This window comes from Peteryoungia rhizophila (assembly GCF_004912145.1).
GTDB classification, from domain to species: Bacteria; Pseudomonadota; Alphaproteobacteria; order Rhizobiales; family Rhizobiaceae; genus Allorhizobium; species Allorhizobium rhizophilum.
Map to the genome: position 1 here is coordinate 24,186 of NZ_STGT01000006.1, position 22,883 is coordinate 47,068.

The following is a 22,883-nucleotide window of genomic DNA, read 5'->3' on the forward strand; positions in this document are numbered from 1 at the left end:
TGAAGTGGGTTGGAATGTGACAACGGTTGTTCGGCGTCTGCGCGATTGGGTGGTCGGGCTCGCCATACTCGCGCTGGCACTTCTGATCATCGCCAAGCTGGAGAATGAGCAAGCGCTGCGGTTCACGGGCCCCTTTATAGCCGTAGATGGCGACACACTGCTTGCAAAAGGCGAGCGGCTCAGGCTCGAAGGCCTCGATGCGCCTGAAATCGAGCAGGCCTGCACGCGGCCGGACGGCAGACACTATTCTTGCGGGGAAGATGCCCGACAGGTCCTGGCGGATATCGTCGGCAGTGGTGGTTGGGAATGTAGCGGAGCGGATCGCGATCGCTACGAGCGGTTGCTGGTCAACTGTCGGCGCGGCACCGACGATCTCGGCCGTCTCCTGGTCGCCTCCGGCGCGGCGGTGGCGGATGGGCGCTATCTTGCGGAGGAGGGGCTGGCACGGCGCGAGATCAAGGGCATCTGGAACGGTACCTTCGAGCGTCCCTCGGAATGGCGGCGGATGCGAAAGCTCGAAGAGGTGGAACAGACGGCTTGGGTCCGGACGTTAGTGCCCCACTGGATTTCGACCTGGTTCGAGGAATGACAGAGAATGCCACTTGACGACCCGGAGCCTCCCGCAATGCCGCCCGGTTCTCCACCGCCGCCGATCGATGCGCTCTCGCTTGCGATCGCCCGCTGCCGTATCTGCCGCGACTGTCCTGCGGGTGGACCGCAGCGGCGCATGCCGCATGAACCTCGGCCTGTCGCCTATCTCTCCTCGACCGCGCGGGTGCTGATCGCCGGCCAGGCGCCGGGCCTACGGGTGCATGAGACGGGTATCCCCTTCAACGATGCATCCGGTGACCGTTTGCGACAATGGCTGGGTGTGGATAGGGAGGTCTTTTATGATCGCGCCAGATTCGCGATCGCGCCGATGGGCTTCTGCTTTCCCGGTTACAATGCAGAAGGGCATGATCTGCCGCCGCGCCGGGAATGTGCGCCGCATTGGCGTCAAACGGTGATGGATGCCATGCCACAGGTCGAGTTGGTCCTGGCGATCGGTCAGTATGCGCAGGCCTGGCACCTCGGGGGACTGCGCCGGAAGACGATGACGGAGACGGTTTCCCATTGGCGCGATTTTCTGTTGGCCAATCGCGAGGGGCCGCGCGTGCTGCCGCTGCCGCATCCAAGCTGGCGCAATACGGGCTGGCTCAAGCGTCATCCCTGGTTCGAAGACGAGGTGCTTCCGGTGCTTCAGCGCGAGGTTTCCTTGTTGATAGGCTGAAATGATTTTCCATAAATCGTAATGAATCTGCTATATCAGGAAAAATCAGTTTTTCAGGATGCCCCATGGACCGCCTCGATCGTAAAATTCTTCGTATCCTCCAGGAAGACTCCACGCTCGCTGTCGCCGATCTCGCCAAGAAGGTCGGCCTGTCCACGACGCCCTGCTGGCGGCGTATCCAGAAGATGGAAGAAGACGGCGTCATTCGCCGCCGCGTGGCCCTGCTCGACCCGGGCAAGGTCAATACCAAGGTCACCGTCTTCGTCTCGATCCGGACCTCCAGCCACTCCATTGAATGGCTGAAGCGCTTTTCGGAAGTGGTGTCCGAATTTCCGGAAGTGGTCGAATTCTACCGCATGAGCGGTGATGTCGACTACCTGCTGCGCGTCGTGGTGCCTGACATCGCGGCCTATGACGCATTCTACAAGCGGATGATCGCCAAGATCGAGATCCGCGACGTGTCCTCCGTGTTCGCCATGGAGCAGATCAAGTACACGACCGAGCTGCCGCTCGACTACATGATGATCGACAATCAGAAGTCCCAGGAAGACTGAGGGGCGCCTAAGCGCCCCATGTGCTGATCATTTTTCGAGGCGGGCGAGCAGGGAGGACGTATCCCAGCGCTTGCCGCCGAGCTTCTGCACCTCCCCATAGAACTGGTCGACCAATGCCGTGACCGGCAGGCTGGCGCCATTGCTACGCGCTTCGGTCAAGACGATGTCGAGGTCCTTGCGCATCCAGTCGACGGCAAAGCCGAAGTCGTATTTGCCCTGGTTCATCGTCTTGTGACGGTTTTCCATCTGCCAGGAGCCGGCGGCGCCCTTGGAGATCACCTCGATGACCTTCTCGATGTCGAGGCCGGCCTTCTTGCCGAAATGCACGCCCTCGGCGAGGCCCTGGACGAGGCCTGCGATGCAGATCTGGTTGACCATCTTGGTCAACTGTCCGGCGCCGGCCGGACCCATCAGGCCGACCATGCGCGCATAGGCGTCTATCACCGGCCGGGCTCTTTCGAATGTCTCTGGCTCGCCACCGCACATGACCGTCAAGACACCATTCTCGGCACCTGCCTGGCCACCGGATACGGGTGCGTCGATGAAGCCGCAGCCCTTCGCGGCCGTGGCTTCGGCGAGTTCCCGTGCGACCTCGGCCGAGGCGGTGGTATTGTCGATCAGGATGGCACCCGGCTTCATGGCGGCGATCACGCCGTTTTCGCCTGTTGTCACCGAGCGCAGGTCGTCGTCATTGCCGACGCAGGTGAACACGAAATCTGCGCCTTCGGCAGCTTCCGCCGGGGTCAGGCCGAGGCTGCCACCGAATTTCTCCACCCAGCTTTCCGCCTTGGCTGTGGTGCGGTTAAAGACCTTCACCTCGTGGCCGCCCTTGACCTTCAGGTGTCCTGCCATGGGAAATCCCATCACGCCCAAACCGATGAATGCGACCTTTACCATTTCGTCTCTCCTGCCTTTCGCTGTGCGACATGCATAATCGAAGGCAGGAGAGGACGAAAGGTCCCCGGATGGTCAATCGGCGGGGGTGGGTGCGTCAGGTTTGGCGCCGATCTTGTGGTCCGGCGTCAGTTCCAGGCTCAATTGCCCGAGGCGGCCCGAAATCTCGTTCCACAGGCGCCGCAACCGGCGGACATGAAGGTCGTCGCCGATCCAGTCCATCAGGTGCTCGATGGCGCGTGACGACATCTCCTTGGTTTCACTGATGGTCGTGAGCGCCCAGATGCTGAAGTCCTTCGCGTCAACTTCCTTGATCTGGCCATCGGCGTCGGGGATGAGAAACTTCGCCGTGCTCTTCTCCTGGACATGTTTCATCGGGCCAGTCGGTGCAAACAGAACAGATGCGTAGATGCGGTCGAAGGCATCGATCGCCTTCTGATCCGCCTCGGTTTCGTCCTTGCGGTTCTGCTTCAAGGCCCGTTCCAGATCAAAGATCGTGCGCACGTTGAACTGTCGCAGCAGCAGGAACCGGTCGAGACCGACGACGCAGCACAGTTGCGCCTGGGCGATCCAGTCGACGGTCTGGTAGATCCCATAGGGTGTCTCAATATGCAGCATGATCGGATTATAGGTGGCAAGCGACTGGACGTCGGAGATCCCGCATTCTTCGAGGCGGAAGCGCGTGAAAAAGTCGATGCCATCGATCGCATCCAGTGGGACGACCCTCGTCCAGTCGATGAAGCGGTTGTCCGACTGCTTGATCCAGTTGATCTGGGTCCCGATCTTCACCAAAATGAACTGCAGGACGCTGCCTGGTAACAGGCCGAAGGCGAGGCCGAGAAGGATCCACAGAGCCGGTAGCTCGCCGATAGGCGAGGTTCTTTCGATGCTCAACACCGCCTGTAGGGCGCTCGAGTCCGGCAAGACACGGTAGAGCGTCGCTGAGGCCAGCACGGAAATCACGATCATCGCGGCCTGCCGGATCATCGTGTAGCCGTTCAGGTCGAACACCGCGAGCGCCTGGACGAGATAGAGCAAGGATGAGAGATAGGCGCCGACGAATGTGATCGCGGCGACCGTCAAGACATTTTCTGCGAGTTGCCTCAATTCCGCTGAGGCTTGTTGCTCGGATAGCTTCATGCCGCCGACCGTCAGGAGATTGAATGTCGTTCCGTCCAGGCAGGTTGCTGCGGTTTCAAAACATCCGAAGCCGGAGAAAGCGAGTATGAAACCCGCTGAGATCACGAACATATAGGGAAGGGCCGCCACCAGCAGCCGCAGATCGCCCCGGTTCAGAAAGAAGCGAGTCTGGGAAATCGTGTCGTTGATCTCCCTGATGATACCCTCGGCCGAACGCGGTTCGTCGCTTCTCTCGCCATTGCTTCTGACGTCGGCGGCATATTTGCTGCGGACGAATTCGAAGGACGGGCTGGTGCCTTCTTCCCCCAGATCAATGACCGGAAAGGTCTTCACATAGTCGCGAATGAGACGCAGACGTCGTAGCCTGATTTCGTATCGTCCGAAGATCAGGGCGAAGACGGTGATGAAGGATATGGCGAACGCGACCACAACCGTCCATGCCAAGGATGGGTCGGAGATGGCTTGTGAAGCAACTTCTGTTTGCATGGCTTCCCCCTGTTGTTGGGGAAAGCCTAGTCTGTTGGCGATAGGTGGCCACTAATCGGATGCAGCCGAGGGTTGAAAATACAATCCCTGATTTAGTTCGATGTCTTTTTTGCCACGACGAGATGCCCCGGCGAGGGTTCTCCGTCCTGCATGCGGACGTTGATGTCGGTGATTTCGACGAGTTCGAAGCCGGTGGCTGTCAGGCGTTCGCGCACATAGGCCTCGGCATGGACGAAGCGCTGATGCGGGCCGACCATGAAGGGCCGGCCGGCCATGACCTCTTCAGGCCTGGTTTCGGAGGAGAAGACGAAGATGCCGCCGTCGGCGATGTTTTCGGCTGTGCCGAAGAACAGCGGTTCGAGAGCGCCGAGATAGGGCAGGACATCGGTGGCGGTCACGAGGTCGAAGCCCTCGTCGTCATTGTCTTCGAGGTAGTCCTCGAGTTCGGCGACGTAGAGCGTCTCGTAGAGATCCTTCTCATGGGCGATCTCGACCATCTTTTCCGATATGTCGATGCCTGTCATGTCGTCGACCATGTCGCGCAGGGTACCGCCGGTGAGGCCGGTGCCGCAGCCGAGGTCGAGCAGACGCTTGAAGGGGCCGAGGTTCAGCGCCTGCAGACGCTGGCGTACCATCATCGGCACCGTATAACCCAGCTGCTCGACGAGGATGTCCTCGAAGGCGTCCGCATGCTGATCGAACAGTGTCTCGACATAGGCGTCCGGTGCTTTGGGCGGGGCTTCGCCGCGACCGAGTGCTGCGATCCGGACCGAAGCGCCGCCATGGTCGTCGGGGTCGATCGCCAGCACTTCCTGATAGGCCGTCACGGCAGCGTCGATGTCGCCTGCCTTTTCGAGTGCCAGTGCGCGGTTATAGGCTTCCGCCAGGGCTTCTTCGTCGATCTTGGCCATGTCAGGCTCCTGTTTGCGCGGCCGTCTCGCCGGCCTTTGCGGCTCGTCTAGCCCGTCGGGACCGGCTTGGCAATGAAAACGGAACCGTGCAGGGTCTCCCGATGTTTTCAGTGCAGGGAGCCTCGCATGGAACAAACGACAGACGATAAAGCAGGCATGCTGCCGCTGGAAAGCGCCAAGCCCGCCCGCCAAGCACCGGCCTTGCCGGCCAACTCGGCCGAAAAGGCCAATATGATCATCCACTATTACCGTGGTGAAATCGGCCGTATGACCAGCTGGCGCGACCGGATCGACCGCACTTCGAACTGGTCGATGACGGTGGTCGCCGGTCTCTTGTCCGTGTCGCTGTCCACGCCGGCTTCGCATCATGGCGTCATCCTCTTTGCCATGCTGCTGATTTCGGTTTTCCTGCTGATCGAGGCGCGGCGCTATCGGTTCTTCGATGTCTATCGTGCCCGCGTGCGGCAGTTGGAGCGGCACTACTTCGCCCAGGCGCTCTGCCCGCAGGCGGAGCTCAAGGCCGATTGGGCCGAGGCGATCGCGGCCAGTCTGCGCAAGCCCGTCTTCCTGATCGATTACCGCGATGCGCTCTTCCGGCGCATCCGCCGGAACTACATCTGGATGTACATGATCCTGCTTCTCGCCTGGGCGCTGAAGATCTCGAGTCCCAAGCTGCAGCAGGGCGAAGCACCGGCCGAGTTCGTCAGCAACGTCTGGCAAGTGGTCGTGAATGCGCATCTGGGGCCGCTGCATGGCGGCATGGTGCTGGCGCTCGTCGCCGCCTTTTACGGCTCACTGCTCTTCGCGGTCCTGCATCGCGAGCCAGACGATGGCGAGTTCGCACACGGCGAGGTGCATGTTTGACTTCAGTGCAGGATGAACTCGCCCTTGAGCGAGCGCCATTCGCTGGCCGCGATCATCTTCTTGTGCACGTAGGTGACGGAGTGGAGTGGCCCCTCGATCTTGTCCTGCCAGAAGCGTAGGAAGCCACGCATTTCCGGAAAGTCGGGGGCAAGGTCGTACTGCTGCCAGATATAGGTCTGCAGCAGGGAAGGGTGGTCTGGCAGGCGGTAGAGGATCTGGGCGGTGGTCAGCCCATAGCCCTTCAGCATCAGTTCCATTTCACTGTTCATGTCCGTTGCTCCGTATCCCGTTGCAAAGGATCGGTGCGGACGGTGTGACGCTTCCGCGACCGACCGGGGCCGCGACCAACGCGGGCCCCCCTGACATGATGGAAACACCGCTTGGTAAATGATGTCTTAATGGAGGTCGGGCGACACCAGGCCGGATGCCGCCCGCGAGACCGCTATCGCTTCAAATGACGGGTCAGCCGGGCTTCGATTGCGCCCCAAGTGTGACGGAGCGCCTCGACGATGGCGAGGTAGAAGATCGCCGCCCAGAGATAGGTCTGGTAATCGAAGGTGCGCGAGAAGGCGTATCGCGTCTGGCCCATCAGATCGAGGACGGTGACGACCGCAACGACGGCAGAGCCCTTGATCATGAAGATGATCTCGTTGCCGTATGGGCGCAGCGCCACGATCAGGGCCTGTGGCATGATGATTTTCCAGAAGGTGATGGATCGCGGCAGGCCTAGCGATTTCGCGCCTTCGGTCTGACCGCGCGGCACACTCTCAATCGCCCCGCGCAGGATCTCGGCCTGGTAGGCCGCCGTGTTCAGCGTCATGGCGAAGAGGGCGCAGTACCAGGCTTCGCGGAAGAACCACCAGAGACCGACGGCCTCGATCTGTGCCCGGAACGAGCCGAGGCCATAGTAGATCAGGAAGATCTGCAGCAGCATGGGCGTGCTGCGGAAAACATATACATAGGCATAGGAAATGGCGTTCAGAAGCTTGTTCTTCGCCATGCGCGCAAAGGCCACCGGCAAGGACAGGACGGCGCCCAGGGTGATGGAGCCGAAGGTCAGCATCAAGGTCGTGGCGAGACCGTCCATATACCGCCAGCCGTAGCGGGCAATCTTTTCCGGGTCCCAGCTCGATATGAGGTACCATGCCAGGGCTATGCCGAGCACGGCCCAGAGTGTCAGGATCGCATAGCCGAATACGCGGGCGACCGTGATGCGGCTGACCTTGGTGGGAGGAGCAGGGCGGGCGGGAATGATTTCCAGGGCATGACTCATCGGCCTGCCTCCGCGCGGTTCGCCCATTTGGAAATCGCGTTCAGGCCGATCGAGGATACGCTGGCCAGGATCAGGTAGAGAAGACAGGCGATGCCGTAGAACAGAAATGCTTCCTTGGTCACACGGGCCGCGACACCTGTCTGACGAACGATGTCCGCAAGGCCGATGACCGAGACGAGGGCTGTATCCTTCAGAAGCACGAGCCAGAGATTGCTCAGGCCCGGGAGGGCGATCCGGATCAGTTGCGGTACAATGATCAGCCACATGGTTTTGCGTCTGGAAAGGCCCACGGCGCTGCCGGCTTCGTACTGGCCGCGTGGGATTGCCTGGAAGGCGGAGAGTAGAACTTCGGACGCGTAGGACGAAAACACCACGGACAGGGCGATCATGCCTGCAACGAAGGCGTTGATCTCGACCCGCTGCTCACTACCGAACCAGGTTAGAACCGACTGAACCAAGATCTGAAAGCCGAAATAGACGATAAAGAGCGTCAAGAGCTCTGGCAGGCCTCGGAAGATGGTCGTGTAGACCCCTGTCGCCGCCCTCAGGCTCCATTCGTCGGACTGCCGGGCAAGTGCGATGATGAAGCCGATGGCAAGCCCGACCGGCAGTGTAACGAGTGCCAGCGAGATCGTCACCTTCACGCCAAAGGCGATCTCGTCGCCCCATCCTGTGTCGCCACAGCCGACGAGCGTGTCCGACGCGAAAAGCCGGAACAGCCCGATCGGGCCACAGAGCGGATCGAACGTGTAGCTGATCCAGGCCCAGAGCGAGCCGAGCGCGGAAGAGAATCCGCCCATGCCATTCCCCCTTGGCGGTTTTTCCCGCCTTTTTGATCGTCATGCCGTCCAAATGCAAAATGGCGGAAGTGTTCGACTTCCGCCACTCGTTTTTGTCAGAGGATTCCGGGATTACTCGCCGTAAACGTCGAAATCAAAGTACTTGGTGTTGATCTCGGCATATTTGCCGTTGGCACGGATCGCAGCGATGGCGGCCGTGAACTTGTCGGCGAGTGCCGTTTCGCCCTTGCGGACGGCGATGCCCGCACCTTCACCGTTGATCTCGACATCGACCGGGAGTGGGGTCAGCAGCTTGCAGCAGGCGCCGGCGTCCGACTTCAGCCATTCGGAGAGAACGACGATGTCGTCGACAACGGCATCAACACGGCCACCTTCGAGGTCGAGCTTGTATTCGTCGGCGGTCGGATAGAGCTTCAGCTCAGACTCGGCCATGTGCTTTTCGGCATAGTTGGCATGGGTCGTCGAGGACTGGGCGCCGACGGTCTTGCCGGCGAGGCCCGCGACGTCCGTGATAGTCGAATCCTTCGGCACGGCAACGGCCGGCGGCGTGTTGTAGTACTTCTTGGAGAAGTCGACCTTTTCCAGGCGCTCAGGGGTGATCGACATGGATGCGATGATCGCGTCGAACTTCTTCGCCTGCAGTGCCGGGATGATGCCATCCCAATCCTGGGTGACGAATTCGCAGGTCACCTTCATCTCTTCACAGAGCGCCTTGGCGACATCGATGTCGAAACCAACCAGCGAACCGTCGGCCTCGAGATTGTTGAAGGGCGGGTATGCGCCCTCGGTGCCGATGATCAGCTTTTCCTGAGCCATGGTCGAACCGGCGAAAAGCGACAGGGCAGCGATCGAGGCTGCGGCCAGAAAACGTGTCGGAATACGCATGAGATCCTCTCTGTTGGTGGACGCCGCTTGTTGTTTTGATGCGACTGTCCTTGATCGTGCAGCGCGTTGGCAGCACTTGGCCCAATATTCGTCCGGTTTTTGAACCGAAATCAACAACAAACCGCGTGGTCGCCTAAATTTGCTTCTTATAAGTGCGATAGCTGGCTGCGGAGGAATATTTGTTCCATTCGGTGTCATCGGATGGAGCAAATGTCGTTCCCACTCGTTCAGGCACGGTTAATTATGCGAACTCTAGCTTGGCGGCAGTTTCGGTTCGCGTAATCGAGCACGCATTTAATGGCGTGGCACGGATGATCCCATCGGTGGCCATGCAGAGGGAAGGAAACGCAAGATATGTTCAAGAGCAGATTGCTGAACACGGTGGCAATCCCGATGCTGTCCGTGGCGGTGTTCGCGAAGCCCGTAGCGGCTTCGGTCACCGGTCACCCCGAACGGCAGAGCCAGAGCCGGCAAGCCGAAGAGCAGCTGATCCAGCTTGCCCAGGCCGTCGTCTGCAACGACGGCACCGAGGCTCCGGATGCGGAAACCTGTGCCGCCCGCGATGCGCAGGCCGCCGCCGAGGAAGAACAGCGTCGCGCGGCCGAAGCAGAAGCACAGCGCGCTGCTGAGGCAGAAGCTCAGGCTCAGGCGGAAGCTGAAGCACAGCGTGCTGCCGAAGCAGAAGCACAGGCCCAGGCAGAAGCCGAGGCCCAGCGTGCTGCCGAAGCAGAAGCACAGGCCCAGGCAGAAGCCGAGGCCCAGCGTGCCGCCGAAGCAGAAGCACAGGCCCAGGCGGAAGCCGAAGCCCAGCGTGCCGCCGAAGCAGAAGCACAGGCCCAGGCGGAAGCCGAAGCCCAGCGTGCGGCTGAAGCAGAAGCACAGGCCCAGGCAGAGGCCGAGGCCCAGAGTGCAGCGGATGCAGAAGCACAGGCTCAGGCGGAAGCCGAAGCCCAGCGTGCCGCCGAAGCAGAAGCACAGGCTCAGGCGGAAGCTGAAGCCCAGCAGCAGGCTGAAGAGGCCCAGCCGGCCGAAGAGCCGCAGGTCGTGGTCGTGACCTGTGCCGACGGATCGCAGGCTGCCACCGAGGCTGAGTGCCCGGCACCGGCAACCGAGCAGACTGAGGAACAGCCGGCTGAAGAACAGCAGCCCGCTGAGGAACAGGCGGCACCGCAGCCGACCGAGGAGCAGGCTCCTGCTGCCGAGGAAGAACTGCGCCCGAGCCAGGACGCGGCCGGCGAACAGCCTGCGACGGAAGGCGAAGCTCCGGCCGATCAGGCTGAACAGCCAGCCGACCAGCAGCCTGCCGAACAGCAGGCCACCGGCGAAGAAGCTCCGGCAGACGCCCAGCCGGAAGGCGAACAGGTCGTCGTGCCTGCCGTCGAACCTCAGGAAGACCAGCCGGTTCAGGAAATCACCGACACGCGGACCACGGAAGAGAAGCAGGCGATTGCCGAAGATCCGTCACAGTCTTCCGAAACCGTCGTTCTGCCGGTCGACAACGGTGCGGCCGTACTCGACAGCGACAAGGACGCCGACAACAGTGGTGGCCAGGACGTCCGTCAGCAGCGCAATGAACTCCGCGCTCAGGAGGAAGTGGCTCCGCCGCCGGAATCCGATGCAGCCGCCCAGGCTGAGGCCGTTCAGGTTGATCCCCAGACCATCCAGGCGACCATTGCCGAGCAGGGTACGACGCTTGATGCGGCACCGACTTTCGAAGTGCCGACTTCGGTGACCAACAATGTGTCGAACAGCACCGTGACCACCAACGTCACGAACAATGTCACCAACAACAACATCGTCCAGAACAACGTGGTCAACCAGGTCACGGAGATCCGGGTGATCGAGCAGGTCGACAATCGTACGGTCATCAATGTCGGCAACCAGATCGTGGTTCGCGGTGACGATCGTCAGCGGCTGCGCTACGATGCAGAGCAGACCTACTACGAGGAGCTGCCGCGTGGCCGCACCCGCGAGACCATCGAGCGTGCGGACGGCAGCAAGCTGGTCACGGTCTACAACCGCTACGGCGACATCATCATTCGCTCGCGCATCTCGCCGCGCGGTCGGGAATATGTGCTGATGTATTCGCCTGAAGCCGATGGCGAACGTCCGAGCATGTATGTTGATGTCGGCCTCTCGCTGCCGCCGATGCGTCTGACCATTCCGGTCAGCGACTACATCGTCAGCACGACCCGTTCGCCCGATCGTGACTATTACGAGTTCCTCGGCCAGCCGCCGGTGGAGCGTGTCGAGAGGGTCTATTCGATCGATGAGGTCAAGTCTTCGGCTCGTATCCGCGACAAGGTCCGTCGTATCGACCTCGACACGATCACCTTCCCGTCCGGTTCGGCAGAGGTGCCGCTGGAACAGGCCCGGACCCTGCGTCAGGTGGCCCAGGCCATGGAGAAGCTGCTCGAAAACGATCCGGGCGAAGTCTTCCTGATCGAAGGCCATACCGATGCCGTTGGTTCGGACCGGTCGAACTTGGTTCTTTCGGATCAGCGCGCCGAGACCGTCGCCAACCTCCTGACCGAAGTCTACGGCATTCCGCCGGAAAACATGTCGGTTCAGGGCTATGGCGAGCGCTTCCTGAAGATTCGCACGGAAGCCGGCGAACAGCAGAACCGCCGCGTGGCGATCCGCCGCGTGACAACGCTGGTTCGCCCGGCCGGCGTGTCCAGCAACGACTGATCGACGTCAGGATCTCTGAACGAAACAAAAGGGCCGCCGGAGCAATTCCGGCGGCCCTTTTCGCTTCATGTTTTCGGCGGCAGACCGGTTACTTCAGCGATGAAGTCAGCGATGGCTTGGGTGTTGTCGAGATCGAAGACCGGCAGGTCCGTGTCGGTCACCGGATGGTCGGCCGCGATGGCACGGATATGCGGGTCGGTCGGGGCGAGCGGCTCACGATTGTTCGCGGCCTGCCTGCGGGCCTCGATCTTGGGCACGGGCTCTCGCTTGTAGCCCTCGATCAGCACGAGATCACATGGGCCGATGCGGGCGAGGATGTCTTCGAAACTCGGTTCTGGCGCGCCACGCAGTTCGTGCATGATGGCGTAGCGGGTGCCCGAGACGATGACCACTTCATGGGCACCAGCTTCCCGATGGCGGAAGCTGTCTGCACCGACCTTGTCGATGTCAAAGTCGTGATGGGCGTGCTTGATCGTTGAGATGTGGTAACCGCGCCGGGTGAATTCCTCGACCAGGCGAACAGCGAGGCCCGTCTTGCCGGAGTTCTTCCAGCCGGCGATGCCGAAGATGCGGGGGCTCGTCGTCACAGGACACCTCGTTCGAGGATGATGCGGGCGAGCGCCAGATCCTCGGGCGTGTTGATGTTGAAGAATGGATCGACCGCTCCGAAAGGGCCGTCGAACACGGGAAATTCGACGGTCTTCGTTCGATGCCGGGCGACGAAATCGAAGACCCGGCGATGGGTCGGATCATCCAGCCAGAGTTTGAGATCCGCTGCCAGCGTCACCGGCCAGAGTGCTGTGACCGGGTGGGTCCGGCCTGCGGAGGCGGCGATCACGATCGTTCCGCCATCGGCCTGTTCGGCAAGTCTCCGAACGAGATCGCGCGGGAGGAAGGGGGTGTCACAAGGCGTGGTCAGAACATGGGTCGGCGCATTGGGTCTGTCAGAGAATGCCGTCATGCCTGCCAGCACGCCGGCGAGGGGCCCGGGCCTGTCGGGCAGCGAGTCGGAAAGGACGGGCAGGGTGTCGGACAAAACGTGTTCTGCTGGCGCGTTGAGGTGGACAGTCGAAACCTGCGGGGCGAGGCGTGCGGCGACATGCAGTGCAAGCGGTGTTTCACCGAGCCGGATCAGGGCCTTGTCTTCCCCCATTCGGCGCGACAGGCCGCCGGCGAGAATGACGGCTGGGACGAGGGCAAGCTCGGCCATCAGTTCACCTTTTCTCTCCCGGCGCAAAGCGCAGGACCATCACGGCGACCAATGCCAGGACGCAGCAGGCGAGCATGACCAGCAGGAGCGGCATTGCACCTGTTTCGACCGTCAGGATGCGCGAGGCGAGCCAGGACAAGAAGGCCCCACCCCCCATCGTGATCGCGCCGCCCAGGCCGGAGGCAGAGCCGGCGAGCTCAGGGCGTACGCTAACGATGCCGGCATTGGTGCTCGGCAGAGACAGTCCGTTGCCGAAGCCCACTATGACTTGGGGGACGAAAAAGGCCACCGAAGAGACGAAACCCTGAAGGAGGAAGAAAATGGGTATTGCGGCGCCGACGAGTGCCACCAGCCCCCCGGCCAGCATCATCATCTCGATGCCCGCACGCTTGGCGAAACGGCCGGAGAGATAGTTGCCGGCGATGTAGCCCGAGGCAATGAACATGAATTGCAGGCCGAGCATGCTCGGAGTCAGGCCCATCAACGTGCCGCCGACGAAGGGTGCACCTCCGAGAAACGCGAAGAAGGCGCCCGACGTGAAGGTACCGGCCATTGTGTAGCCCCAGAAGCGGGGCGAGGCGAGGAGCCGGGGCCAGGCGCGGAACTGTTCCGAGAAGCTGCCGCTCTTTTGCCGATTCGTCTCGCCGAGGTCGCGGTAGACGAGAATCAGTACGACGATCGCCGCGACGAGAATTGCCGTGAAGTTCGAACGCCAGCCGAACGCGTCGCTGAGCAACCCTCCGATCGTCGGGCCGACCATCGGGATGAGCGTCATGCCCATCGTGACATAACCGATCATCGAGGCGGCCTCTTCCATCGGTACCATGTCGCGGATGATGGCACGGGACAGGACGAGGCCGGCAACGACAGATGTCTGGACCATGCGGGCCAGCGTCAGGACCTCGATCGAGGTTGCGAAAATGCAGACGAGGGAAGCAGCAATCAGGATCAGCAGCGCCCCGATCATCACCGGCCGGCGTCCGTAGCGATCCGATAGCGGGCCGATCACCAACTGCACGAGAGCGGTCATCGCGATGTAGCCGGAGACAAGGATCTGAACTCGGTCGTAGCTGACGCCGAGGTCCGACGCCATCGCAGGCAGGGACGGAAGAAAGATGTTCATCGTCAGCGCTGACAAGCCCGCGATCGCGACGAGGCTGACGATATGCGGAGCGGTTGTCGGGTCGAGGAAACGGGAGGGATGCTGCACGCGAACTTGTCCTTGGGCTCTGCGCCGAAATCAGCCGGGAGAGGCCGGGTCGGAGGTGCGGGCGAGTGCCGCCTTCTTCTTGTTTTCGCGATAGAAGGTGTAGAGGCCCGAGCCGATGACAATGGTCGAGCCGACGATCATCCAGATGTCAGGGGTTTCCCCGAAGAACAGGATGCCGAGCAGGATCGCCCAGAGCAGGCTGGTATAGCGGAAGGGCGCGATAAACGAGATTTCTCCCGTGCGCATCGCCATGATGATCGCTTGATAACCGGCAAAGAGGAAGACCGAGGCGAAGGCCAGCGTGCCGAGTGCGTTGTAGGAAACCGGCTGCCAGCCACCAAAGGCCGGGACCAGCAACAGTCCGGCAAAAGAGATCGAGGCGGCCGTGAACAAGGTCACCGTGAGCGATGAAATGCCCGGATCGATTTTGCGGGTGACGAGGTCGCGGGCGGCGGCGGTGAAGACGCACAAGACGATGTAGAGCGACGCCGTCGTGAAACCCTCGGGGCCAGGCTGAATGATGACGAGCACGCCCAGGAAGCCAAGGCCGATCGCGGTCCAGCGCCGCCAGCCGACGGGCTCCTTGAAGAAGAGGGCCGCGCCAAGGGTCACCGCGAGCGGCATCGATTGAAGAATCGCGGATGCATTGGCGAGCGGAATCTGGCCGAGGGCCGCCAGAAAGGCGACGGCTGCGACGGTCTCCAGGAGGATGCGCAGGAAGATCATCGGCTGCAGGATATGCCTGATATGGTCGAGCGCGCCCATACGGCGGGCGACGACGTAGACCAGAAGGGCTGTGAAGGCCCCGCGCACGAACATGATCTGCGCCACGGTCAGTTCCGCAGTCACCGATTTCGTCAGGGCGTCGTTGAAGGTGAAGCCAGCCATCGAGATCGCCATCAGGAGGGCGCCTCGGGTGTTCTCGGATAATGCCATGCTCGATTCCCGTGCGTACCACGAGGTTCTAAACCAAGCGACAGGCTGTAGAAACCAGAATTCCGCTGTTACCTTCGGCAAAAGATGCTGCAGTGCCAAAAGCAGGTTTCCGAGTTAACCTTTGTTCAAGTTCCCGACGACAAGGTTGGAACCAGCGCCGCATGATGTGGCTCTGCCCCATTTTTCAACCTGCGCGATGATCTCGCAGGCGCCGGCCTTTCCGAGGGTCTCATGAGTTTTATCGATCGCCTCCTGCAAAGCCGCAGGATCGTCACCAAAGTTTTGCTTTTTGTTGTTCCTCTCGTTCTGCTCATGGCCGGTGTCGGCCTCCTGGGCTATTGGACTGCCACCACTCTCAACGGCCACATGACGGTCACCCGTGCCACCATCGGCAATATCAGCGACCTGGAGGCCCTTCAGCAGGGGTTGCAGGAATTCAGTCTCGACCCGACCGAAGAGAGCCGGCAGGCTCTTGTCTCGGCCATTGAAGGTCAGGAGAGGGGGCTCGCCGTGCTCAACGGCGTGCTGGCCGGCCAAGTGCAAGCGGCCGATCTTTCTGCGTTGACCGGATTGCCGACCGAGATGCGCAGGCAGACCGCTGCACTCTGGGATGGCAAGACAAGGCAGGAGGAGCTCGACGCGGGGCTGACCGCAGCCGTGGCGGCACTGCAGGCAGAGAGCCAGCAGATCGTCAAGCAGGTCGATTTCGTCCGCACGGATCTGTCGGCCAAGGAACGCTTCGCCAAGGAACTGCTGTTCGACGCCTCCGCGTTCAAGTCTCTGCTCGACCGTCTGGGCAAGCTGCGTGTCGGGGTGCAGATGGCATTCACGCCGGAGGAACAGCTGTCCGAGGCCAAGCTCTATCTCGGGCCGATGCAGAAGGATCTGGCAAAGGCCGAGGAGATCGCCTCGGACAAGGGCAAGGTGCTTGTCGCCGAAGTCGCGGCGGCGATCCAGAAGATCGAAGCGATCCTCGCGAATTCCGGTCCTGATGATGTCAGGGCGCAAGAACTCGGGCGTGTGCTGGCTGAACTGGTCGAGATCGAACAGAAGATCACGCTGCAGGCGGCGAAGAACGGCGATATTGCCGCCGACCGCTTCGTCAGCCTCGACAAGCTCGTTGCCGAGCAAAAAGAACTGATGGCACTGGTCGATACGGCGGCACTCGACATCGCGACGCTGGAGCTCCGCGTCCAGCAGATGTTGGGGTCCCTCGACGATCAGAGCCGCGCGGTGGTGATCGGCGATGTGGGCTCGCTCCAAACAGTGGCTGCCCGCATTTCCGAACTCGGCGCCAAGAATAGCGCCCTTCGTGACTTCCCGCAGAAGATCGCGCCGCATCTCGCGTCGATCACGGAGAATTCGCAGGCGCGTCTCGATGCAGCGCGTGACTGGCAGGAAAAGCGTCTCGCCGCCAATGCTTCGGTGTCTGCTGCGATGGGTTCGCTGCGCAATTTCGTCAGCCAAGCCCAGGAGATCGGGCGCGAGGACAGCGAAAGGTCGGCCACGATCTCGGTCATCACCATGGTTCTCGGCACGCTGCTCGCGATCATCGGCGGCCTGATGCTGATCGAGACTCTACGCGCACCGCTGAAGCGCATCACCAGCGTCATGTCGCGATTGGCGAGTGGTGATCTCTCCGTGCCGATCGAGGGGCGCAACCGCGGCGACGAGATCGGCGACATGGTCCGCTCGGTCACCGTGTTCCGCGATGCGGCGCTGGAAAACAAGCGGCTCGAGGGAGAGGCGGAAGCAGCCCGTTCGCGCTCGGAGCATGAGAGCGCGCAACGTGCCCAGGAGCGGGCGCGCGTCGAGGCCGACCAGCGCTCGGCACTGGAAGCGCTGTCGTCCGTCCTCGAAGCGCTCGCCAATGGCCAGCTCAATGTGTCCATGCGCGAAGACCTGCCAGAGGATTTCGTCGCCATGGCGTCGACCTACAATCAGGCGGTCGAGGCCCTGCGTGCCACGCTCGAAGAGGTGCGTGCGGCCAGCAGTGATATCAATGCCGGGACGGAAAACCTGGCCGTGTCAGCGGACGATCTGGCGCGGCGGACCGAGCAGCAGGCGGCGGCGCTCGAAGAGAGCGTGCGGGCCCTGTCGCATCTGAGCGACGTCGTCAGGACGACGGCCGACGGGGCAGGGCGTACGGCCCAATCCGTCAAGTCGGCCCGCGATCATGCGCGTCAGTCCGGCGTGGTGGTGCGGAAGGCTGTCGAGGCGATGGCGGAGATCAGCCGCTCGTCGGAGAAGATCTCGACCATCATCGGCGTCATCGACGAGATCGCCTTTCAGACTAACCTTCTGGCCCTCAATGCTGGCGTCGAGGCAGCGCGTGCGGGTGAGGCCGGGCGTGGTTTTGCGGTGGTTGCACAGGAAGTACGCGATCTCGCCCAGCGTTGTGCGAACGCCGCAAAGGAGATCAAGACGCTGATCTCCGTAAGCGGCGGTCAGGTGCGTTCGGGTGTCGAGTTGGTGGAAAACACCGGCGCCGCGCTGCAGTCGATCATCGATCAGGTCGAAGAGGTCCAGTCACTGGTAGAGAGCATTTCTGCCGCGACACGCGAACAGTCGACAGGCATCAGCGAGGTCACGTCCGCCGTGCGCGATGTCGAACTGATCACGCAGCAGAACGCCGCCATGGTTGAGGAGAACAATGCCGAGATCCACGGTCTGCGCCAGCGCGTCGATATCCTGATGCAGAAAATCTCGCGGTTCCGCACCGACAGCCATCGTGCGGAAGCGCAGACCTATCGTCGGTCGGCATGATCTGAAACAGAAAGCCGGCGGCGTTCAGCCGCCGGTGACGCTCATGTGGCGCGCCACTGCCGGCTTGCGGTGATCGCGATCGATGATGAAGTCGTGGCCCTTGGGCTTTCGCGAAATGGCTTCGTCGATGGCGGTCGACAGATAGGCGTCGTCATCTGACGCCCTGAGCGCGGTCCGCAGGTCAGCCGCGTCGTCCTGGCCGAGGCACATATAAAGCGTGCCGGTGCAGGTCAGGCGGACCCGGTTGCAGCTTTCACAGAAGTTATGGGTCAGGGGCGTGATGAAGCCGAGCCGTCCACCGGTTTCCCGCACCTCGACATAACGGGCCGGTCCGCCGGTCCGATAGGGAATGTCGTCCAGCGTGAACTGCTCTTCCAGGCGCTGGCGCACCAGGGAGAGTGGCAGATACTGATCTGTCCGGTCTTCCTCGGTCTCGCCCATCGGCATGGTTTCAATCAGCGTCAGATCCATGCCTTCGCCATGGGCGAAGCGCATGAGTTCGGGGATTTCGTTCTCGTTGAAGTCCTTCAGCGCCACGGCGTTCAGCTTAACGTGGATGCCGGCAGCCTGCGCGGCGCGGATGCCTTCCAGCACCTTGTCCAATTCGCCCCAGCGGGTGATCGTCTTGAACTTGTCCGGGTCGAGTGTATCGATCGATACGTTGATGCGGCGCACGCCACAGTCGGCCAGTTCTGCCGCGTGACGGGCGAGCTGGGAGCCGTTGGTGGTCAGCGTCAACTCGTCCAGACCACCGCCGATGTGACGCGACAGGCCACGAACCAGATGCATGATGTTCTTGCGGACCAGCGGCTCGCCGCCGGTGAGGCGCAGTTTGCGCACGCCCTTGGCGATGAAGGCGGAACAGAGCCGGTCCAGTTCTTCCAGCGTCAGGAGATCCTTCTTCGGCAAGAAGGTCATGTTCTCCGCCATGCAATAGGTGCAACGGAAATCGCATCTGTCCGTGACGGAGACACGCAGATAGGTCACGGCCCGTCCGAAGGGGTCGATCATCGGGGCGGCTCGGTCGATGAGCGGTTCTGCAGTATGCCAGTCGGCTGGGGTGTGGTCCAACAGGTCTCTCCTGTCCGTTTCGGTCAATGTGGGGTCAAGCCATTGAGGCGTCAAGCCGACACTCGGCACGCGGGTGCTTATCCGATTGCAAAAACTCGCTGTTGGCCCTAGGTCTGCGCCAGCCTTATTGAGGAAGACGAGGATCGCATGAGCGAGATCTGGCCGAGCGAATTGAAAGTGTCGAAGGATCGGCGTCTGTTGACGGTAACCTTCAATGATGGCGTCGAAGCGTCGCTTCCGGCCGAAATGTTGCGGGTCCTGTCACCGTCGGCAGAGGTGCAGGGTCACGGTCCCGGGCAGAAGGTCACGGTCCCAGGCAAGCGCAATGTCGGCATCCGCCAGATGGTCCCGACCGGCAATTATGCGGTGCGCATCGGCTTCGATGATGGACATGACACGGGCATCTTCACCTGGCACTACCTGCGCGAACTTGGCGTAAGCGGCCTGGAAAAGTTCGCGGCCTATGAGGTCGAACTCGCAGAGAAGAAGCTCAGCCGCGATCCTCGCTGAGTTCCAGATCCTGCGTGTCATCCGATGACAGCATGCGCTGGATGAGCCGGTCCATGTTGTCGGCCAGACGCTGGCACTCGTCGATCGGTGTCGCCGACAGGGTGCGCTCGATGAGTTCCGTCTGGATGCGCATGGCCTTCTCGCTCAAGGCCCGCCCCTCGTCCGTCAGGAAAAGCCTCAGTACCCGCTTGTCCTTCTGGTCGGGCCGACGTTCCAGCAATCCGCGCTTTTCCATCTGCGGCAGCAACATGCTCATGTTCGAGCGCCCGACGAGCAGCTTGCGGGCGAGTTCCTGCTGGGAGATCCCTTCGAAGCGGTAGAGATTGACCAGGATGTCGAGGTGCGGCGGCTTGATGTCGAGTGGTCCCAAGGCGCGTCCGAGAGCCTGCTGCATCAGCTGGCAGGCTCGGGCGACCGAGATCCAGCTGCGAAATCGAGGATGGTCCCAGGGGAAGGCTTGCTTTTCGTTCATTCTTGTACTTTATTGTTCAGCATTGAACATTTGATGGGATTCTGACTATGCCATCCTTTCCTCTCAAGGTCACCCGCCTGGCTTTCGCGCAGCTGGAGAAGCTCTCGCCAACCATGGCGGGGCGCATCGCTTTCGAACTCTTTTGTCGGACGCCGAGCCGACGCCCCAAGGGCACCAAGGCGAAGCAGGTCTTCCTCAACGGGCGCAATCGCCTGCGGCAGGCATCGACTGTACGTCTCGCCCTGACACGGGGGATGGCGGCGGCCCATCATCTGCCTGCGGATCTTCGCGCCGGTGAGAAGAAGCGGATCCTCGTCGTTCATGGCTGGGGATCGCGGGCGGAATATCTGACCGATCTCGCCCTTGGCATCCGGCAGACCGGCGCGGAGGTCGTGGTCCTCGATCTTCCCGGGCACGGGGCCTCGAGCGGGAGGCGGCTCGATCTGAAGATCGCGGCCGAAGCGATTATCGCGGCCGAGCGGCATTTTGGGCGTTTCGACGGTGTCGTCGGCCATTCCTTCGGTGGGGCAGCCGTGATGATGGCTGCCGGACGCGTCTTCCCCGATCTTCGACAATTTCAGCCGGGACGCATCGCGCTCATCGGCTCGCCATCCAGCATGGGCGAGGTGTTTCAAGGTTTTGCGGCCATGGTCGGCCTTGGTCACGGCAGCATCGGTGCGATGCGGGGGCGGGCGATGGAGCTGGTCGGTGCGCGGGTCGAAGATCTCGACGGTGTCGGTGTCGCGCGGCGGATCGACAGGCCTCTGCTGGTCGTTCATGCCGAGGACGACAAGGAGGTCAATGTCGGCCATGCACAGCGCTATATCGGCGTGTCTCCGCATGTGCGCCATCTCTGGGCGAACGGCCACGGCCATCGCCGCATCGTCAGTGCGCCAGAGGTGATCCAGGCCGTCGCATCGTTTCTAACGGAAGCTGACGGCCTGAGCCGGTCGGATGTCCGAGCCGTGTCATAGAGCCGTCATGCGACTTCCCTAAGCCGCGTCCATCGAAGATGGTATGTGCGGTAACGGTGAGGCGATTCATGACGATCATCAGCAGTGTCGAAGAATTGAAGGCTGTCTATGGCGAGGTCACCGAGGCCTCGATCGCCAAGGTCACGACTTTTCTGACACCCGCCTATCGACGGATGATCGAGATGTCGCCCTTCGTCGCGTTGGCGACCGTCGGACCGGAGGGACTGGATTGTTCGCCGCGCGGTGACCGCGGTGCAGTCGTTCGCGTCGCGGACGAGAACACCTTGGCGCTGCCGGACTGGCGCGGCAACAACCGCATCGATTCGCTGCTCAACATCGTGCGGGACCCGCGTGTGGCGCTGATGTTCCTGATCCCGGGTTCGAACAGCGTCATGCGGATCAATGGGCGGGCCGTCGTCTCGGTCGCGCCGGATCTTCTCGCCAGTTTCGAGATGGAGGGACGCCATCCGCGCAGTGTCGTCGTGGTCACGATCGACGAGGCCTATTTCCAATGTGCTCGCGCTGTGATGCGCGCCGAACTCTGGAACGCGGAGCGGCAGATTGAGCCGACCGATCTGCCGTCACCGGGAGACATGCTCAAGGCCGCCAAGGCGGACTTCGATCGCGACAGCTATGATCGTGAATGGCCGGCCCGCGCGGCGAAGACCATGTGGTAGTGCCGCCGTGGCTTACCGCTTGTAGATCAGCCAGCTCTTGGCGAATTCCTTCTTCATCCCGTCTTCATAGGCCTTGGTGCGGTTGCGTCCCGCATTCTTGGCGCAGTAGAGGGCGATGTCGGATCTGGCATAGAGTTCGCCGGCATCTTCTGCGTCGGCTGCCATGGCAAAGCCAAGCGATATCGTGATCGGGCCGTAATTGACGCCTGTCTTCGAATTCTTGAAAGGCGTCGTTTCGAGAGCGGTGCGGATACGCTCGCAGATCTGGAACATCTCGTCGGCGGTATTGCCCTCGACGATGATGGCGAATTCTTCGCCACCGGTTCTCGCAACGAAGCAGTCCTTGCGGGCATTGTTTCGGATGACGGTGGCGACCGTCGCGAGGATCTTGTCTCCGACGGGATGGCCGTAGACGTCGTTGACCTTCTTGAAGTTGTCGATATCGGCCAAGACGAGCGCTGCCAGAGGTCTGGCGCCACTCGTATAGACGGCGGCGAGTTTCTCGTCGAAGGCGCGGCGGTTGGCGATGCGGGTCAGCGAATCCGTATTGGCGATGCGCTTGTATTCGTCGAGTTCGCGCCGGACCTCGTCCATTTCCTGGGAACGCTGCGACATCTGCACCACTGTTTCCTGGCCATGGGCCATGGTCGAGCCGGTGGCTTCCGTCAGGATGTTGATGGCACTGCGCAGGATGTCGGTGCTGTTGGCGCTTTTTGAATTGATGCGATGATAGGTTTCGCCCAGCAGCCTGTTGTAGCTCTGGAGAGAGGTCTGTTCCTGCTGAAGGGTGCGCAAGAGCCCGTCCAGTTCACCGATCAGCCTGGTGTGAGCGTTTTCGATGACCCGCGTCTGGTGGTGGCCGAAATACTGTTCGCCGATCGCGTCGAGCTCGTCCTGCGTGGCCTTGCTGCCGAGGGCTGCGAGTTCACGGGTGAGCGACGGGTTGGAGCCGATATAGGCTTCATAAAACAGTTCGTAGTTGCGCGGAATGGGGGCGACCCCCATTGAACGCATGGCATAGGTGATGTGTGCCGCAACGTCAGGTGCCTGCGTTTTTGGCGGTGCCGCCGTCGTCATTCGGCCAACTCCAGTGGTCGTCACTCGGCCCTCGAAGAGCCTAAGTAAAGTTAGGCGCAAATGATTGGAAAATGTTTAATGATCGCGCAATGATAATTTGTCGGTGCGAAATGAGCGGTAACTGTTCTTTTTTGTTAAGTATCTGCGAAATAAGCAATAAATGCCGTTGCGAAAATAGCTTTCCGCAACGGCAGTTCACTTGGCTCGGTGAA

The 22,883-nt window shown here is 61.5% G+C and carries 23 protein-coding genes; 9 read left to right on the forward strand and 14 right to left on the reverse strand.

Annotated features, from left to right (window positions below):
- Positions 1-16 precede the first annotated feature (16 nt).
- From E9677_RS21350 to E9677_RS21360, 3 genes are all read left to right on the forward strand, one after another.
- Entirely contained in the window at positions 17-589 is a 573-nt protein-coding gene (locus E9677_RS21350) for a thermonuclease family protein (RefSeq protein ID WP_136560082.1), read from the forward strand.
- Between the two features lie 36 nt (positions 590-625).
- The gene (locus tag E9677_RS21355; protein ID WP_136560316.1) at positions 626-1,270 is read left to right on the forward strand and encodes a uracil-DNA glycosylase family protein; all 645 of its coding nucleotides are present in this window, start codon (positions 626-628) and stop codon (positions 1,268-1,270) included.
- Positions 1,271-1,335: 65 nt separating this feature from the next.
- Entirely contained in the window at positions 1,336-1,824 is a 489-nt protein-coding gene (locus tag E9677_RS21360) for an Lrp/AsnC family transcriptional regulator (RefSeq protein ID WP_112243204.1), read from the forward strand.
- Positions 1,825-1,851: 27 nt separating this feature from the next.
- Here the strand turns inward: E9677_RS21360 and E9677_RS21365 are convergent, their stop codons facing one another.
- From E9677_RS21365 to E9677_RS21375, 3 genes are all read right to left on the reverse strand, one after another.
- On the reverse strand, positions 1,852-2,721 hold the full coding sequence (locus E9677_RS21365) for an NAD(P)-dependent oxidoreductase (RefSeq protein ID WP_136560083.1): 870 nt from the start codon (positions 2,719-2,721) through the stop codon (positions 1,852-1,854).
- 72 nt (positions 2,722-2,793) lie between these two features.
- On the reverse strand, positions 2,794-4,344 hold the full coding sequence (locus E9677_RS21370; protein ID WP_136560084.1) for a hypothetical protein: 1,551 nt from the start codon (positions 4,342-4,344) through the stop codon (positions 2,794-2,796).
- Between the two features lie 92 nt (positions 4,345-4,436).
- Entirely contained in the window at positions 4,437-5,255 is an 819-nt protein-coding gene (locus E9677_RS21375; protein WP_136560085.1) for a methyltransferase domain-containing protein, read from the reverse strand.
- Between the two features lie 126 nt (positions 5,256-5,381).
- Here E9677_RS21375 and E9677_RS21380 point away from each other — a divergent pair, with 126 nt between their 5' ends.
- Positions 5,382-6,119, forward strand: a complete 738-nt coding sequence (locus tag E9677_RS21380) for a DUF2270 domain-containing protein (RefSeq protein ID WP_136560086.1) — start codon at positions 5,382-5,384, stop codon at positions 6,117-6,119.
- Positions 6,120-6,121: 2 nt separating this feature from the next.
- Here the strand turns inward: E9677_RS21380 and E9677_RS21385 are convergent, their stop codons facing one another.
- The 4 genes from E9677_RS21385 to E9677_RS21400 all read right to left on the reverse strand — a co-directional run bounded on the left by E9677_RS21385 (position 6,122) and on the right by E9677_RS21400 (position 9,077).
- Positions 6,122-6,388, reverse strand: coding sequence for an usg protein (locus tag E9677_RS21385; protein ID WP_136560087.1), 267 nt, complete (start codon positions 6,386-6,388; stop codon positions 6,122-6,124).
- 173 nt (positions 6,389-6,561) lie between these two features.
- A complete protein-coding gene (locus tag E9677_RS21390; protein WP_136560088.1) occupies positions 6,562-7,392 on the reverse strand; it encodes an ABC transporter permease in 831 nt (276 codons plus the stop codon).
- The gene (locus E9677_RS21395) at positions 7,389-8,192 is read right to left on the reverse strand and encodes an ABC transporter permease (RefSeq protein ID WP_136560089.1); all 804 of its coding nucleotides are present in this window, start codon (positions 8,190-8,192) and stop codon (positions 7,389-7,391) included. Before E9677_RS21395 ends, E9677_RS21390 begins: the two co-directional genes overlap by 4 nt.
- 111 nt (positions 8,193-8,303) lie before the next feature.
- On the reverse strand, positions 8,304-9,077 hold the full coding sequence (locus tag E9677_RS21400; RefSeq protein ID WP_136560090.1) for an ABC transporter substrate-binding protein: 774 nt from the start codon (positions 9,075-9,077) through the stop codon (positions 8,304-8,306).
- Positions 9,078-9,431: 354 nt separating this feature from the next.
- Between E9677_RS21400 and E9677_RS21405 the strand changes: the two genes are divergently transcribed.
- Positions 9,432-11,768, forward strand: a complete 2,337-nt coding sequence (locus tag E9677_RS21405; protein WP_136560091.1) for an OmpA family protein — start codon at positions 9,432-9,434, stop codon at positions 11,766-11,768.
- 65 nt (positions 11,769-11,833) lie between these two features.
- Here the strand turns inward: E9677_RS21405 and mobB are convergent, their stop codons facing one another.
- Genes mobB through E9677_RS21425 form a run of 4 tightly spaced genes read right to left on the reverse strand, consistent with a single transcriptional unit; the run spans position 11,834 to position 15,124 of the window.
- Positions 11,834-12,355, reverse strand: a complete 522-nt coding sequence (gene mobB / locus E9677_RS21410) for a molybdopterin-guanine dinucleotide biosynthesis protein B (protein WP_136560092.1) — start codon at positions 12,353-12,355, stop codon at positions 11,834-11,836.
- On the reverse strand, positions 12,352-12,978 hold the full coding sequence (gene mobA, locus E9677_RS21415; RefSeq protein WP_136560093.1) for a molybdenum cofactor guanylyltransferase MobA: 627 nt from the start codon (positions 12,976-12,978) through the stop codon (positions 12,352-12,354). The genes mobB and mobA overlap by 4 nt, the downstream gene beginning before the upstream one ends.
- Positions 12,979-12,982: 4 nt before the next feature.
- The gene (locus tag E9677_RS21420; protein WP_136560094.1) at positions 12,983-14,188 is read right to left on the reverse strand and encodes a multidrug effflux MFS transporter; all 1,206 of its coding nucleotides are present in this window, start codon (positions 14,186-14,188) and stop codon (positions 12,983-12,985) included.
- A 30-nt stretch (positions 14,189-14,218) separates the two neighbouring features.
- The gene (locus E9677_RS21425; RefSeq protein ID WP_136560095.1) at positions 14,219-15,124 is read right to left on the reverse strand and encodes a DMT family transporter; all 906 of its coding nucleotides are present in this window, start codon (positions 15,122-15,124) and stop codon (positions 14,219-14,221) included.
- Positions 15,125-15,355: 231 nt separating this feature from the next.
- On the opposite strand from E9677_RS21425, the gene E9677_RS21430 reads away from it, so the two are divergent.
- A complete protein-coding gene (locus E9677_RS21430; protein WP_136560096.1) occupies positions 15,356-17,890 on the forward strand; it encodes a methyl-accepting chemotaxis protein in 2,535 nt (844 codons plus the stop codon).
- A gap of 24 nt (positions 17,891-17,914) precedes the next feature.
- Here E9677_RS21430 and moaA read toward each other — a convergent pair whose 3' ends face one another.
- Positions 17,915-18,901 (reverse strand): GTP 3',8-cyclase MoaA, encoded by a 987-nt coding sequence (gene moaA / locus E9677_RS21435; RefSeq protein WP_235883073.1) that lies wholly within the window; start codon positions 18,899-18,901, stop codon positions 17,915-17,917.
- A gap of 207 nt (positions 18,902-19,108) precedes the next feature.
- Here moaA and E9677_RS21440 point away from each other — a divergent pair, with 207 nt between their 5' ends.
- Positions 19,109-19,471: a gamma-butyrobetaine hydroxylase-like domain-containing protein gene (locus tag E9677_RS21440; RefSeq protein WP_136560098.1), complete on the forward strand. Its 363-nt coding sequence runs from the start codon at positions 19,109-19,111 to the stop codon at positions 19,469-19,471.
- Here E9677_RS21440 and E9677_RS21445 read toward each other — a convergent pair.
- Positions 19,452-19,943 (reverse strand): MarR family winged helix-turn-helix transcriptional regulator, encoded by a 492-nt coding sequence (locus E9677_RS21445; RefSeq protein WP_136560099.1) that lies wholly within the window; start codon positions 19,941-19,943, stop codon positions 19,452-19,454. The genes E9677_RS21440 and E9677_RS21445 overlap by 20 nt on opposite strands.
- Positions 19,944-19,990: 47 nt before the next feature.
- Here E9677_RS21445 and E9677_RS21450 point away from each other — a divergent pair, with 47 nt between their 5' ends.
- Together E9677_RS21450 and E9677_RS21455 are read left to right on the forward strand one after the other, a co-directional pair.
- Entirely contained in the window at positions 19,991-20,917 is a 927-nt protein-coding gene (locus E9677_RS21450; protein ID WP_136560100.1) for an alpha/beta fold hydrolase, read from the forward strand.
- Positions 20,918-20,985: 68 nt separating this feature from the next.
- On the forward strand, positions 20,986-21,594 hold the full coding sequence (locus E9677_RS21455) for a pyridoxamine 5'-phosphate oxidase family protein (protein ID WP_136560101.1): 609 nt from the start codon (positions 20,986-20,988) through the stop codon (positions 21,592-21,594).
- Positions 21,595-21,606: 12 nt separating this feature from the next.
- Here E9677_RS21455 and E9677_RS21460 read toward each other — a convergent pair whose 3' ends face one another.
- Entirely contained in the window at positions 21,607-22,671 is a 1,065-nt protein-coding gene (locus tag E9677_RS21460) for a GGDEF domain-containing protein (RefSeq protein ID WP_136560102.1), read from the reverse strand.
- Between the last annotated feature and the right edge of the window lie 212 nt (positions 22,672-22,883).

Excerpts from the sequence above, each read along its gene's own strand:
- E9677_RS21355 (WP_136560316.1), top strand. The coding sequence starts at position 626 with ATGCCGCCCGGTTCTCCACCGCCGCCGATCGATGCGCTCTCGCTTGCG.
- E9677_RS21360 (WP_112243204.1), top strand. The coding sequence starts at position 1,336 with ATGGACCGCCTCGATCGTAAAATTCTTCGTATCCTCCAGGAAGACTCC.
- E9677_RS21365 (WP_136560083.1), bottom strand. The coding sequence starts at position 2,721 with ATGGTAAAGGTCGCATTCATCGGTTTGGGCGTGATGGGATTTCCCATG.
- E9677_RS21370 (WP_136560084.1), bottom strand. The coding sequence starts at position 4,344 with ATGCAAACAGAAGTTGCTTCACAAGCCATCTCCGACCCATCCTTGGCA.
- E9677_RS21375 (WP_136560085.1), bottom strand. The coding sequence starts at position 5,255 with ATGGCCAAGATCGACGAAGAAGCCCTGGCGGAAGCCTATAACCGCGCA.
- E9677_RS21380 (WP_136560086.1), top strand. The coding sequence starts at position 5,382 with ATGGAACAAACGACAGACGATAAAGCAGGCATGCTGCCGCTGGAAAGC.
- E9677_RS21385 (WP_136560087.1), bottom strand. The coding sequence starts at position 6,388 with ATGAACAGTGAAATGGAACTGATGCTGAAGGGCTATGGGCTGACCACC.
- E9677_RS21390 (WP_136560088.1), bottom strand. The coding sequence starts at position 7,392 with ATGAGTCATGCCCTGGAAATCATTCCCGCCCGCCCTGCTCCTCCCACC.
- E9677_RS21395 (WP_136560089.1), bottom strand. The coding sequence starts at position 8,192 with ATGGGCGGATTCTCTTCCGCGCTCGGCTCGCTCTGGGCCTGGATCAGC.
- E9677_RS21400 (WP_136560090.1), bottom strand. The coding sequence starts at position 9,077 with ATGCGTATTCCGACACGTTTTCTGGCCGCAGCCTCGATCGCTGCCCTG.
- E9677_RS21405 (WP_136560091.1), top strand. The coding sequence starts at position 9,432 with ATGTTCAAGAGCAGATTGCTGAACACGGTGGCAATCCCGATGCTGTCC.
- mobA (WP_136560093.1), bottom strand. The coding sequence starts at position 12,978 with ATGGCCGAGCTTGCCCTCGTCCCAGCCGTCATTCTCGCCGGCGGCCTG.
- E9677_RS21425 (WP_136560095.1), bottom strand. The coding sequence starts at position 15,124 with ATGGCATTATCCGAGAACACCCGAGGCGCCCTCCTGATGGCGATCTCG.
- E9677_RS21430 (WP_136560096.1), top strand. The coding sequence starts at position 15,356 with ATGAGTTTTATCGATCGCCTCCTGCAAAGCCGCAGGATCGTCACCAAA.
- moaA (WP_235883073.1), bottom strand. The coding sequence starts at position 18,901 with ATGATCGACCCCTTCGGACGGGCCGTGACCTATCTGCGTGTCTCCGTC.
- E9677_RS21440 (WP_136560098.1), top strand. The coding sequence starts at position 19,109 with ATGAGCGAGATCTGGCCGAGCGAATTGAAAGTGTCGAAGGATCGGCGT.
- E9677_RS21445 (WP_136560099.1), bottom strand. The coding sequence starts at position 19,943 with ATGAACGAAAAGCAAGCCTTCCCCTGGGACCATCCTCGATTTCGCAGC.
- E9677_RS21450 (WP_136560100.1), top strand. The coding sequence starts at position 19,991 with ATGCCATCCTTTCCTCTCAAGGTCACCCGCCTGGCTTTCGCGCAGCTG.
- E9677_RS21455 (WP_136560101.1), top strand. The coding sequence starts at position 20,986 with ATGACGATCATCAGCAGTGTCGAAGAATTGAAGGCTGTCTATGGCGAG.
- E9677_RS21460 (WP_136560102.1), bottom strand. The coding sequence starts at position 22,671 with ATGACGACGGCGGCACCGCCAAAAACGCAGGCACCTGACGTTGCGGCA.